Raw genomic sequence first — 11,343 nt, 5'->3', positions numbered from 1 at the left:
AAGATGAACGATTCACGAAAAAAGAAGCTGCTTACGCCCGAACTGGTCGGAGCAGCCTTAAAGGATAGCTTGATTAAGCTGAACCCGGTTGCGATGATGAAAAATCCCGTCATGTTTGTCGTAGAGATCGGCACCGTACTGGTGCTGCTGATGGTTTTGTTCCCGGCCGCGTTTGACGCGCCGGGAAGCAGGGGATTTAATGCAGCGGTATTTTTCATCCTGCTCTTCACCGTGCTGTTCGCGAACTTCGCGGAAGCGCTGGCCGAAGGCAGGGGCAAAGCGCAGGCGGATACGCTGAAACGGACGAAAACCGAAATGAAGGCAAATAAAGTGACGGAGACGGGCATCAAGACAGTCCTGTCCACCGAGCTGAGGAAAGGCGATTTGATTGTCGTAGAGCAAGGCGAGATGATCCCCGGCGACGGCGAAGTCGTCGAAGGCGTCGCTTCGGTGGACGAATCGGCGATTACCGGGGAATCGGCTCCGGTCATGAAAGAAGCGGGCGGCGATTTCAGCTCTGTAACCGGCGGAACACGAGTTGTCAGCGACCGGATCAAGGTGCGGATAACGGCGGATCCGGGCGAATCGTTTATCGACCGGATGATATCGCTGGTGGAAGGGGCGAAACGGCAGAAGACCCCGAACGAAATCGCGCTGAATACGCTGCTGACGAGCTTGACGCTTATTTTCCTGATCGTGGTCGTCACGCTTGGACCAATCGCCGGTTATTTGGACATTGATCTGGAAATTCCCGTATTGATCTCCCTTCTGGTCTGCCTTATTCCGACGACCATCGGCGGGCTGCTGTCCGCCATCGGCATTGCGGGCATGGATCGGGTGACCCGTTTCAACGTACTGGCGATGTCGGGGAAAGCAGTGGAAGCGGCCGGCGACATTAACACGATGATTTTGGATAAAACGGGCACGATTACGTTTGGCAACCGGATGGCAAGCGATTTTATTCCGGTTGGTTCTTGCAGCAGGGAGCTGCTGCCCGTCTGGGCGGCAATCGGCTCGGTGAAAGACGATACGCCGGAAGGGCGTTCCGTGCTGGACTACATGAAGAAACACGGCATTTCTTATGATGCGGCGATTGCAGAGGGCGGGGAGTTTATTCCGTTTCAAGCTGAAACCCGAATGAGCGGCATTGATCTGACGGACGGGCGGAAGGTGCGCAAAGGCGCCGTCGATGCGGTGCGCCAATGGGTGCAGGCGCAAGGCGGGGACGTGCCTGAGGGTTTGGACGCGAATGCCAGCGCAATTGCGGCGGAAGGCGGAACTCCGCTGGCCGTGGCGGTCGACAAAAAAATTTATGGCCTCATTTATTTGAAGGATACGGTTAAGCCGGGCATGAAGGAACGGTTCGATCAGCTTCGCCGGATGGGTATCCGCACAATCATGTGTACGGGCGACAATCCGCTTACGGCGGCGACCATTGCCAGAGAAGCGGGGGTCGACGATTATATCGCCGAAAGCAAGCCGGAGGACAAAATCGCCGTCATCCGCAGGGAACAGGCGGCAGGCAAGCTGGTCGCGATGACCGGCGACGGCACAAACGACGCTCCGGCGCTGGCGCAAGCCGACGTGGGACTTGCGATGAACAGCGGCACGGCGGCGGCCAAAGAAGCGGCCAACATGATTGATCTGGACTCCGATCCGTCCAAAATCATCGAAGTTGTCGCCATCGGCAAACAGCTGCTAATGACCCGCGGCGCGCTCACGACGTTCAGCATTGCTAACGATGTGGCCAAATATTTTGCCATCATCCCGGCGATGTTTATGGCCGCGATTCCGCAGATGGATACGCTGAACGTCATGAAGCTCGGCTCGCCGCTGTCGGCTGTTTTATCGGCGCTTGTGTTTAATGCGATTATTATTCCGCTGCTGATTCCGCTGGCGATGAAAGGTGTTGCCTACAAGCCGATGAGCGGCAACAAGCTGCTCAGCCGCAACCTGCTTATTTATGGCCTCGGCGGGCTGGCCGCTCCGTTTATCGGAATTAAGCTGATCGACTTGGTTGTTCATGTATGGATATGACGAATGCATTGAACGACGGACGAATGGGCCGCAAGCGGTTTGAGGGCGGCATCCTTACGGGGATGATGATTGGATGATGGATTTGTAAATACGGAAAGCGGAAAGGAAGCGTTAAGCAATGAAATCTGCTAGTGAAAGGTATTCGGTTTGGGGCTGGGTCCAAGTGACCATACGCATCAGCTTTGTTTTCATAGTCTTATGCGGAATCATTTATCCGCTTGTAAGCACGGGAGCGGCGCAGCTGCTGTTCCCTCACCAGGCAAACGGCAGCCTTATTAAGAACAGCGCCGGCGAGACGATCGGTTCGGAGCTGATCGGGCAAAATTTCGCCGGGCAGCAGTATTTCCACGGCCGGGTAAGCAGCATCGGCTATCAAGCGGAAGCGTCCGGATCCAACAACTACGGGCCGTCCAACCCGGCGCTGGCAGACCGTTTGAAAGCATCCATCGAGGATTGGAAGGAGAATAACCCCGAAGTACCGGTATCCGAAGTGCCGCTGCTGCTTATAACAAACTCCGGCTCCGGGCTTGATCCGCATATTTCACCGGAAGCGGCCATGGTGCAAATTCCGCGGATCAGCAAACAGACCGGTATCGCGGAAGGAGAGCTGGGCGCAATGGTTGACGCGCATACCGAAGGCCGGGATTTGGGATTGTTTGGCGAACCGAGAGTTAACGTGTTGGAGCTTAATATTGCGCTTAAAGAACGTATGGGAGGGTAACGGACAAGGAGGCGCCAAATCTATGAACCGGAGAAAAACGCCCGAGCAAATACTCGATTCCATTGCCCGGCTCCAGCGGGGAAGGCTGAAAATTATCGTTGGCGCCGCCAGCGGCTCCGGCAAAACGTTCCATCTGCTGCTGGAAGGCAAGCAGCTGATGGAGCAAGGTGTTGACGTTGTAGTTGGCTCCATAGCTGCGCTGAGCAAGCCGCAATTGCAGCAGCAACTGGAAGGACTGGAGATCGTGCCCGGCATCCGATGGCCGAATGAGGAACTCGAATGCGATATGGATGTCGATGCGCTGCTGCATCGTAATGCCGAGGTTGTGCTGGTGGACGGCCTGGCCCATCGCAATCGGCCGGGGGCGGTGCAGCGCACCCGGTTCGAAGAGGTAGAAGCGCTTCTGCAGCAGGGGATCAGCATTATGACAACCTTAAACGCCTACGAGCTGGAAGGCGTTGCGGAGGCTGCTTTTCACCGGACGGGAGTCCGGCCGGAAGTCACGGTGCCTTTGGGCACGCTGGAGCTGGCGGATGAAGTTCGTCTTATAGATGTTTCGCCGGAGACGATTTTGAAGCGGCTGGAAGAAGGCGGTACAGGCAGCCAGCCTCCGGCGATATCTGCAGGCGGACTGAACGTGCTGCGCGAGCTCGCTTTAAGGCTTGTAGCGGAAGGAGTCGCGGAGGAGCTGGCCAAACATCGGGAACAGCTTGGACTTGCCCCGTCAGCAGGCACAGCGGAACGAATTGCCGTATGCGCCCAATATGATTGGAACGGCTCCATATATATTCGAAGAGGGCAGCAGATTGCCCGCCGCTTAAACGGGGATTTGGCCGTGCTTGCCTTCGTTTATCCCCGCAAGCCGCTTCGCAAGGAGCAGCTTGCTTTCAAGCGTTCTATTATAAAGCTGACTGAAAAGGTTGGCGCTGCATTCGAAGAGATGCCGGTTCGCAGCAAACGTTCGATACCGGCGGCGCTTCTCCGGTATGCGGCGGCGCATCATATAAGCCGCATCGTCATGGGCCACTCCAAGGAGCCGCGTATAAAGCAGCTCCTGAAAGGAGATTTGGCTGGCAGCTTGCTTAGCCGCGCGCCCGATATGGATTTGTTTTTGATGGCGGACCGTGCGGAGCAGGAAGGGGAACGTATACTGCCGGCGAAGCAGCATAAGCCGGTGCAGGAAGTGTTTCGCCGGACGACGCCGGAAGTGATGGCCGAGCGGCTGAGCCGGGTAAACCGCGGCAGCCTGAAAGTGTATATTGGCGCAGCGCCGGGCGTCGGCAAAACGTATACGATGCTGCGGGAAGGCAATGGGATGCTGCGCAAAGGGGAAGAGGTGGTCATCGGCCTGCTGGAGACGCATGGGCGTCAAGAGACGGAAGCGCAAATCGGCGCGCTGGAAACAATTCCGCGCAAGGTGCATATTTACCGGGGGATCGAGCTGTCCGAAATGGATACGGACGCTATCCTTGCGCGCAGCCCCGAGCTAGTGCTGGTGGATGAGCTTGCCCATACGAATGTGCCGGGAAGCCGTTTCCGCAAACGGTACGAAGATGTGATCAGACTGCTCGATAACGGAATTTCCGTTGTCGCAACAATGAACGTGCAGCATTTGGAAAGCTTAAACGATTCGGTCGAGCGGCTGACAGGCGTACGTGTGCGGGAGACGGTGCCTGACTTTCTATTGGAGCTTGCAGACGAGGTAGAGCTGATTGATGTCTCGCCGCAAATGCTGCGTCAGCGGCTGAAAGAAGGAAAAGTTTATGCAAAGGACAAAATCGAACAGGCGTTATCCGCTTTTTTTACAACAACGAATCTAATTGGACTTCGTGAATTGGCGCTGCGTGAACTGGCGGATGAGGTCGACGAGCGGCTGGAAGCGTGGGACCGGAGCAGCTCGCTGCGCGGCCCGCTGAGGAGGCGGGAGGTTATTGTAGTTGGCGTCAGCCTGCATCCCGGCGGAGATAAACTTATCCGGCGCGGATTTCGTATCGCCCATCGGTTAAAAGCGGAATGGCATGTGGTGCATATTGAAGATCATAATCTGCGGAGCGAGGAAGCGAGAATTCGCGCCAAGTCTATGGCAAGCCTCACTCATCGTTTAGGCGGCATATACAAGACGGTAGCCGCAAGTCCGGCTGTTCCGCTTGCCGGGCAGCTTGTCCGGGTGGCCGATCAGGTTCAGGCGACACAATTAATTGTAGGAAGATCGGCTGCTGGACGCGGAAAATTTCCGCCCTGGAAGCGGAATGTTGCGCAAGACCTGCTGCGGCTGGCAAGGCATATGGATGTGCTGATCGCCTCGGCTTGGACGACCGATGTGCCCGGCAGCCGCTGCGGCGATAAATAATTAGCTGCGGCGTTAAGGCGCATTGCCGTTTTTATACGGAACAATGTGGTAAAATAAAAACCGGGCTTCTCATTGGATAGAGAACCCGGTTTCGTTATATTTGTACGGCAGAAATCCAATCTTTCGACCATTGCTCGATCTCCCGAATGACCGGTTCCAGCGCGAGGCCTTTTTCTGTCAGCGAATATTCGATGCGGACGGGCACCTCGGGGTAAACATGCCGGTGGACAATCCCTTCCAGCTCAAGCTCCTTGAATCGTTCCGACAGCAATCTGCCGCTTATCGGCAAAGCCGATTGCACTGTGCAGAAACGTTGAGGGCCGTTTAACAGCTGGTGAATGATCAGTCCGGTCCAACGTTTGCTAATAAGGTCCATCCCTTTCTGAAACCGCGGGCATAGTTGATCCATTCTCCTCACCTCTTTCTGTATTATATAAATAATATCGAAATTATACAATCACACTTTATGTATGGTCGTAACTTGACGTATGTATATTGTGATACTATAATTAGTTACTAAAAGTAAGTATAGAGAGGTGGAGCGGATGTCTCCTTTATTTTTAGCTCATGGATCGCCAATGCTTGCCATAGAAGAAAATGATTACAGCCGTTTTTTACAGCAAACGGGCGCTTCGCTGAAGCCCGATGCGATTGTCATTTTTACGGCGCATTGGGAAACGGATGATGTGACCATTACGCATACCGACGGAGTATATGAAACCATTTATGATTTCTATGGTTTCCCGGATGAGCTGTTTCAAGTAAAATATCCGGCACGAGGTTCCAAATCCTATGCCGAAAAGGTTGGAAGCCTGCTTAAAGAGCAAGGCATTCCGTATCAATTCGATGAGAATCGCGGACTTGACCACGGGTCATGGACCCTGCTGAAGCATTTGTTTCCTCAAGCGGACATTCCTGTCGTTCAAGTTTCCGTTAATCCGTACCGCAGCGCCAAAGACCATTATGAAATCGGCAAAGCGCTTCGCAGCTTGTCCGACCTTAATGTTCTTGTTATCGGGAGCGGCGTGACGGTGCATAACTTGCGCGCCGTGAACTGGAACGCGTCCGAAGCCGAGCCGTGGGCTGTCCAATTCGACGACTGGCTTATTGAAAAGCTGCAGCAAGGCGATCTCGAATCCCTTTTCGCATACGATAGCTTGGCGCCAAATGCACAACGGGCCGTCCCGCGTGCAGAGCATTTTGTGCCGCTTTATGTGGCGCTTGGAAGCGGGCAGAAGCCGGAAGTTATCTTCAGAGGGTATCAGTTTGGCTCTCTCAGCTATTTATGCCTCAGATTTTGATCATCAAATGAAGAAGGTGCTTGCGATATGATAAATAATGAAATCATGAATCGGCTTGGCGAACGGATCAAGCTTATACAAGAAGGCGGAGAGGACGGCAGCCATCTGTTTCTTGTAGGGCCAATCCGCCTCCCGGTTGATTTGGACGGAGAAACGGTATTTTTTAACTGGTACAGCTGGATTCGGACCGATAAGAAGGAAACGCCAACGGTCGAGCAGCTGCTGAACCATTTGCCGGCATCAAAATATGCGGATCAGCAGCAGTCGAGTGTGCTCGTTTACGGCGATTTTCAGCATGCGGAAGATGCGATGATCCGGATGCACAGCATATGCCATACCGGCGATATTTTTGGCAGCAAACGATGCGACTGCGGATTTCAGCTGAAGCAGTCGATGCGGATGATTAAAGCAAACGGCACGGGAGCGCTGTTTTATTTGGCGAACCATGAAGGCCGGGGGATCGGCTTGTTCAGCAAAGCAATGGCTTACCTTTTGCAGGAGGACGGCATGGATACCGTTGACGCTAATTTGGCGCTTGGGTTCCAGGATGATACCCGCAGCTATGCAGATGCGATTGTTGTGCTGAAGGAATTGCGCGGCAAGCCGGTGTCCATCATTACGAACAATCCGCGTAAAGTCGAAGCTCTCAAAAAAGCGGGCATGGACATCAACAAGCGCATACCGCTTTGGGGAGAAGCATCCGTTCATAATGAAAAATATTTGTCGACAAAGGTAAACAAATCGGGTCACTTCAGATCGGAATATCAAACCGCGCTGCAGTAAAAGCTAATCCAAATAGCCCGCAACTAATTAAATGGAGCCTGCGTCTAATGGAATAAGACGTTGGAACGATGAACCATTCGGGCAGGACGGTGAACACTTCGGACATGCGGAACCAAATGTCAGTACTGACAAGCCATACGAAAGCAGCTTTGTTAGTGCTTGTTTTATGCATGCTGGCTTTGACGATAGGCTGCAGCAAAGAAAGCGGCGAGCGCCGCCATGCGAAAGCTGCGCTGGAGAGCGCGGATCCGGCGCAAAAGCAGCAGCAGGACCTGCTTGCTAAATATGAACTGATCGTAAAAAATGCGAAAGAAGCGGCCAGCATCGTATCTTTTTTAAACGAAAATATGGTTCAGGCAAACCGGCAGACGGCCGATACGATGCTCCGCGAGCTAAACGCTTATTATGAAAAGGATTTGCAAAAAAGCCAAGAAGCTTTTTTGAACGATAAAATACAGGATGTACTCATGAAAGCGGAATGGCCGATTACTTCAGCCAATATTGCAACAATACCGGATGACAAGGTGAAGCAGCTTGTAGCGACCAAGCTGTCCGGAGGCTACCGGCTTGTAATGGTGGAAGGCATGATCTACCCGATTGTCGATTATGAAATGCAAAAAACGTACCGCAAAAAGCTGTCCGATGATTTAAACGCTTTTATCGCGATTCAGGCACAGGAATCAAATGAGCCGGCTGCGATGGATGCCGGGCTTGTGATTCCATGGGATGAGCTGGCGGACCGTGCGGTCGAAGCCGAGCATTTTATTAAACAATTTCCGGTGTCGCCAGAGCGCGCTTCGGTTCAGCAGCTGTATAAAAACGACATGTCTATGTATATTTTAGGCTTAACTAATACACCGGTATTTAATCCCGATACCTTCCAATTGACCAGCGAAGTGAAAGCAAGTTATGAGCGGACGGAAAGCCGGTACAAAGGTACGTTGACAGCGCACATCGCATCGCAATTTGTCAAAGTGCTGGAGTCTTCCGACTGGAAAGTATACGATCAAAGGAACGGTGAGCAGACGGACATTCCGCAGGTTAAAAGTTTTCGCGACAGTTTTTTGGCGGAAATCGACTCGATGCTCCCTTCATTCTGAATAGCCGGCAACAAAGGCGCCGCTCTTTTTATGCAAAAGAGCCGGCGCTTTTTTTTGGTTCAAAAGGCTTTGCGTTCCTTTCTTTTTTCAAGTATGATAGAAGGAGCACACTATCGCGATTTAAAGGAGCAGAGTGATGAATTCAAAAACGAGCCATTGCAAAATTGTTGACTGCACGATCCGTGACGGCGGACTTGTGAATAATTGGGACTTTAGTGTCGAATTTGTACAGTCTTTGTATGATAGACTGAATGAAGCCGGCGTTGATTATATGGAAATCGGCTACAAAAACTCTCCGAAATTGCTGAAAGGCGCCGACAGTGCCGGCCCTTGGCGTTTCTTGAACGATGATTTTCTCCGCAAAATCATTCCAAACAAAGGCAAAACGAAACTTTCCGCATTAGTAGATATCGGCCGCGTGGACGAAAATGATATTTTGCCGCGCAGCGAAAGCATGCTGGATCTCATTCGCGTTGCCTGCTATATTCAGGACGTAGATAAAGCGCTGGAGCTGATCCAGCTGTTCCATGACCGCGGTTATGAAACGACATTGAATATTATGGCTTTGTCCAACGTAATGGAAAACCAGCTGATCGAAGCTTTTGAGCTGATTCGCGAAAGCGCTGTGGATGTAGTCTACATTGTGGACTCTTACGGCAGCCTGAAGCCGTCGGATATGAGTTATTTGGTGGACAAGTTCAAAGAACATCTCCCGAACAAACGACTTGGCGTTCATACGCATAACAACATGCAGCTGGCATTCGCCAACACGCTCATTGCAGCGGAAAAAGGCGTAGAACTGCTTGATGCCTCTGTTTACGGCATGGGACGCGCAGCAGGCAATTGCAATACGGAGCTGCTTGTCGCACACCTGCCGAACAGCAAATACAGCGTTCGCCCTGTACTCGAAATGATCGAAAACTATATGATTCCGCTTCGTGAAAAAGAAGAGTGGGGTTACATTATTCCTTATATGATTACGGGCATGTTCGACGAGCATCCGCGCTCGGCGATGGCGCTCCGCAATACGCCGGACAAAGATAAAGCGGTCGACTTCTACGACCGTCTGACCACGCCGGAAATTGCACACGGCAAATAATTTTTTTGCCGGATATATCCTTATATTAAACAAAAGCAAGCTGGCGCAGGCAGGTTATTGGCTCCGGCTTGCTTTTTTTGCGTGAACCGGCTGGCAGGGAGCTGCGTAATCGGTTTGGTTAATAAAGGTTTGCAGGTTAAAATCGTGTTATATCGAAATGAGATTATATAAGCTTCTGCTGACCCAATCCGGTATAATTCGAATAAAGCAAGCGATGTTCGAAGCGGATTCTGGCCAATCAGCATATTCAAAAAAGAGAACGCTTACATTCGCAGAGGAGGCGTGCAACCTATGATTAACGTGATGATTGTTGACGATGAGCCTAAAGTACGTGAAGGATTAAAAGCGTTAATTCCCTGGGAAGAATGCGGGTACGCTGTTTTGGCAACGGCCTCAAACGGTTATGAAGCCCTCCAGCTGTATCACGAGGTAAAACCCGACCTGGTTGTGGCTGATATCCGTATGCCCGGCATGGATGGGCTGACGCTGATCCAACAGCTGAGGCAGCTGGATGAGAGGCTTCATGTTCTTATTCTTAGCGGTTACGCTGATTTTGAATATGCCAAAAAGGCGATTGCCAGCCGGGCAGACGGCTACTTGCTTAAACCGGTTGATGAAGATGAGATGATCGGCTATTTGAAACATATAAAAAAAGAATGCGCGAAGGAACGCGATATTGCCAGTTGGAGCACCGTTGCCGGGAGATGGACACGGGATCAGCTTGTGTTATCCCTATTAGAGCAGTCTACTGAAGATGAAGCCGGACAGCTTGCAGCAAAAGCCAAACAGCTGGGGCTGGATTGGCAGGAATATCAGGTGCTGCGTTATGAGCTGTACCGGGCGGACGGCTATAAGACTGAAGCGACTGACATAACGGAAGCCGTCAAACGGATCGACCATTATGTTGAGCGGAATGAGCTCGGGATTAGCTTTAATCAGCAGGGCGACACCGGCATTTTGCTGAAAAAAACGGTCGTAGGCGAACAAATGCGCAAGGAACTTGGGCTGGAGCTTAACAAGCTGCTTGCGGGAACCGGCTTGAGCCTTATGGCGGCGGCCGGTCCGCTTGTCCGCAAGCCGTCTGCGATTTGGCGTTCGGGGGAACGAGCAGGCGAGCTGCTGCAGCAGCGGTTTTTTGCCGGAGAGGACGACATTTTAAGCGAGGAGACGGATAAGCAGGCCGTATATGCGCAGCAAGGCATAGCAGAACACCCGGAACGAATGGAGGATCGTTTATATTATGCGTTAGAGATGGCTAACCGGCCGATGCTTGAAGAGCTGGTTCTGCAGGCGGGAGAGTTCTTTGCAGCCTCAAGGGCGCCGGAGCAGGATGTAAAACGTTTTTTTGCCGAGCTGACGGCCAGCCTGCTCAGCAGGCTGGCGGCACATCATGGGGAACTAAACGGCTGCTTGAAGAGCAGCACCGATTCGATTGCGCTTATTTACCAGCAGCAGACAATGCGCCTTTTGTGCCGGCATGTTATCGGCCTGCTGGCGTCCGTATCAGAGCCGCTGGCTGAACGTACGCAGGAGCATGATATGAAAGCAATTCTCGATATCATCCATCGCAATTTCAGCGACAATGTAAAGCTGGAAACGCTGGCGGCTGTTTTTAACTACAATCCGGCTTATCTTGGCAAAATGTTTAAAAATACGACCGGCGAGTACTTCAATACGTATTTGGATAAAGTCCGCATCGAGCATGCCAAGCAGTATTTGCAGCAAGGCATGAAGGTGTATCAAGTGGCGGAGAAAGTCGGGTATACCCATGTGGACTATTTTCACGGGAAGTTTAAAAAATATGTCGGTATTTCGCCGTCCTCCTACCGGAAGGGAGAACAGCGCCAGCCGAAATCAAATGAGTAGCTGCCATCGAATTCATGTATGAAAAAAGCGCTAATTGTTTGGGTATATCATCGTGTTCAGGCAAGGTATGATGGCGATAACGGGGA

At 52.1% G+C, this 11,343-nt stretch carries 9 protein-coding genes; 8 read left to right on the top strand and 1 reads right to left on the bottom strand.

All coding sequences use genetic code 11. The annotated features are described in order from the left end of the window. Window positions 1–3 precede the first annotated feature (3 nt). The 3 genes from kdpB to ET464_RS09820 all read left to right on the top strand — a co-directional run bounded on the left by kdpB (window position 4) and on the right by ET464_RS09820 (window position 5,108). Entirely contained in the window at window positions 4–2,037 is a 2,034-nt protein-coding gene (kdpB, locus tag ET464_RS09830; protein WP_129440465.1) for a potassium-transporting ATPase subunit KdpB, read from the top strand. A 118-nt stretch (window positions 2,038–2,155) separates the two neighbouring features. Continuing rightward, window positions 2,156–2,758, top strand: coding sequence for a potassium-transporting ATPase subunit KdpC (gene kdpC, locus ET464_RS09825; protein WP_129440463.1), 603 nt, complete (start codon window positions 2,156–2,158; stop codon window positions 2,756–2,758). A gap of 22 nt (window positions 2,759–2,780) precedes the next feature. Continuing rightward, entirely contained in the window at window positions 2,781–5,108 is a 2,328-nt protein-coding gene (locus ET464_RS09820) for a histidine kinase (RefSeq protein ID WP_129440461.1), read from the top strand. Between the two features lie 94 nt (window positions 5,109–5,202). Here the strand turns inward: ET464_RS09820 and ET464_RS09815 are convergent, their stop codons facing one another. Further along, a complete protein-coding gene (locus tag ET464_RS09815; protein WP_129440458.1) occupies window positions 5,203–5,517 on the bottom strand; it encodes a winged helix-turn-helix transcriptional regulator in 315 nt (104 codons plus the stop codon). A 136-nt stretch (window positions 5,518–5,653) separates the two neighbouring features. On the opposite strand from ET464_RS09815, the gene ET464_RS09810 reads away from it, so the two are divergent. From ET464_RS09810 to ET464_RS09790, 5 genes are all read left to right on the top strand, one after another. Continuing rightward, on the top strand, window positions 5,654–6,409 hold the full coding sequence (locus ET464_RS09810; RefSeq protein WP_129440456.1) for a DODA-type extradiol aromatic ring-opening family dioxygenase: 756 nt from the start codon (window positions 5,654–5,656) through the stop codon (window positions 6,407–6,409). A gap of 27 nt (window positions 6,410–6,436) precedes the next feature. After that, window positions 6,437–7,192, top strand: coding sequence for a GTP cyclohydrolase II (locus ET464_RS09805; RefSeq protein WP_129440454.1), 756 nt, complete (start codon window positions 6,437–6,439; stop codon window positions 7,190–7,192). Between the two features lie 116 nt (window positions 7,193–7,308). Beyond that, entirely contained in the window at window positions 7,309–8,292 is a 984-nt protein-coding gene (locus ET464_RS09800) for a hypothetical protein (protein WP_129440452.1), read from the top strand. Window positions 8,293–8,428: 136 nt separating this feature from the next. Beyond that, window positions 8,429–9,391 (top strand): aldolase catalytic domain-containing protein, encoded by a 963-nt coding sequence (locus ET464_RS09795; protein ID WP_129440450.1) that lies wholly within the window; start codon window positions 8,429–8,431, stop codon window positions 9,389–9,391. A gap of 291 nt (window positions 9,392–9,682) precedes the next feature. Continuing rightward, complete coding sequence (locus ET464_RS09790; protein WP_129440448.1) at window positions 9,683–11,257, top strand: response regulator transcription factor; 1,575 nt, start codon at window positions 9,683–9,685, stop codon at window positions 11,255–11,257. Window positions 11,258–11,343 lie beyond the last annotated feature (86 nt).

Source organism: Paenibacillus protaetiae, assembly GCF_004135365.1.
GTDB classification, from domain to species: domain Bacteria; phylum Bacillota; class Bacilli; order Paenibacillales; family Paenibacillaceae; genus Paenibacillus_AP; species Paenibacillus_AP protaetiae.
The sequence above is the reverse complement of the archived record's forward strand: the minus strand, read 5'-3'. Positions and strand labels throughout refer to the sequence as shown.

Bases quoted from the DNA above. Each gene is read 5' to 3' on its own strand.
- ET464_RS09820 (WP_129440461.1), top strand. From the start codon at position 2,781: ATGAACCGGAGAAAAACGCCCGAGCAAATACTCGATTCCATTGCCCGG.
- ET464_RS09800 (WP_129440452.1), top strand. From the start codon at position 7,309: ATGTCAGTACTGACAAGCCATACGAAAGCAGCTTTGTTAGTGCTTGTT.
- ET464_RS09810 (WP_129440456.1), top strand. From the start codon at position 5,654: ATGTCTCCTTTATTTTTAGCTCATGGATCGCCAATGCTTGCCATAGAA.
- ET464_RS09795 (WP_129440450.1), top strand. From the start codon at position 8,429: ATGAATTCAAAAACGAGCCATTGCAAAATTGTTGACTGCACGATCCGT.
- ET464_RS09805 (WP_129440454.1), top strand. From the start codon at position 6,437: ATGATAAATAATGAAATCATGAATCGGCTTGGCGAACGGATCAAGCTT.
- kdpC (WP_129440463.1), top strand. From the start codon at position 2,156: ATGAAATCTGCTAGTGAAAGGTATTCGGTTTGGGGCTGGGTCCAAGTG.
- kdpB (WP_129440465.1), top strand. From the start codon at position 4: ATGAACGATTCACGAAAAAAGAAGCTGCTTACGCCCGAACTGGTCGGA.
- ET464_RS09790 (WP_129440448.1), top strand. From the start codon at position 9,683: ATGATTAACGTGATGATTGTTGACGATGAGCCTAAAGTACGTGAAGGA.
- ET464_RS09815 (WP_129440458.1), bottom strand. From the start codon at position 5,517: ATGGATCAACTATGCCCGCGGTTTCAGAAAGGGATGGACCTTATTAGC.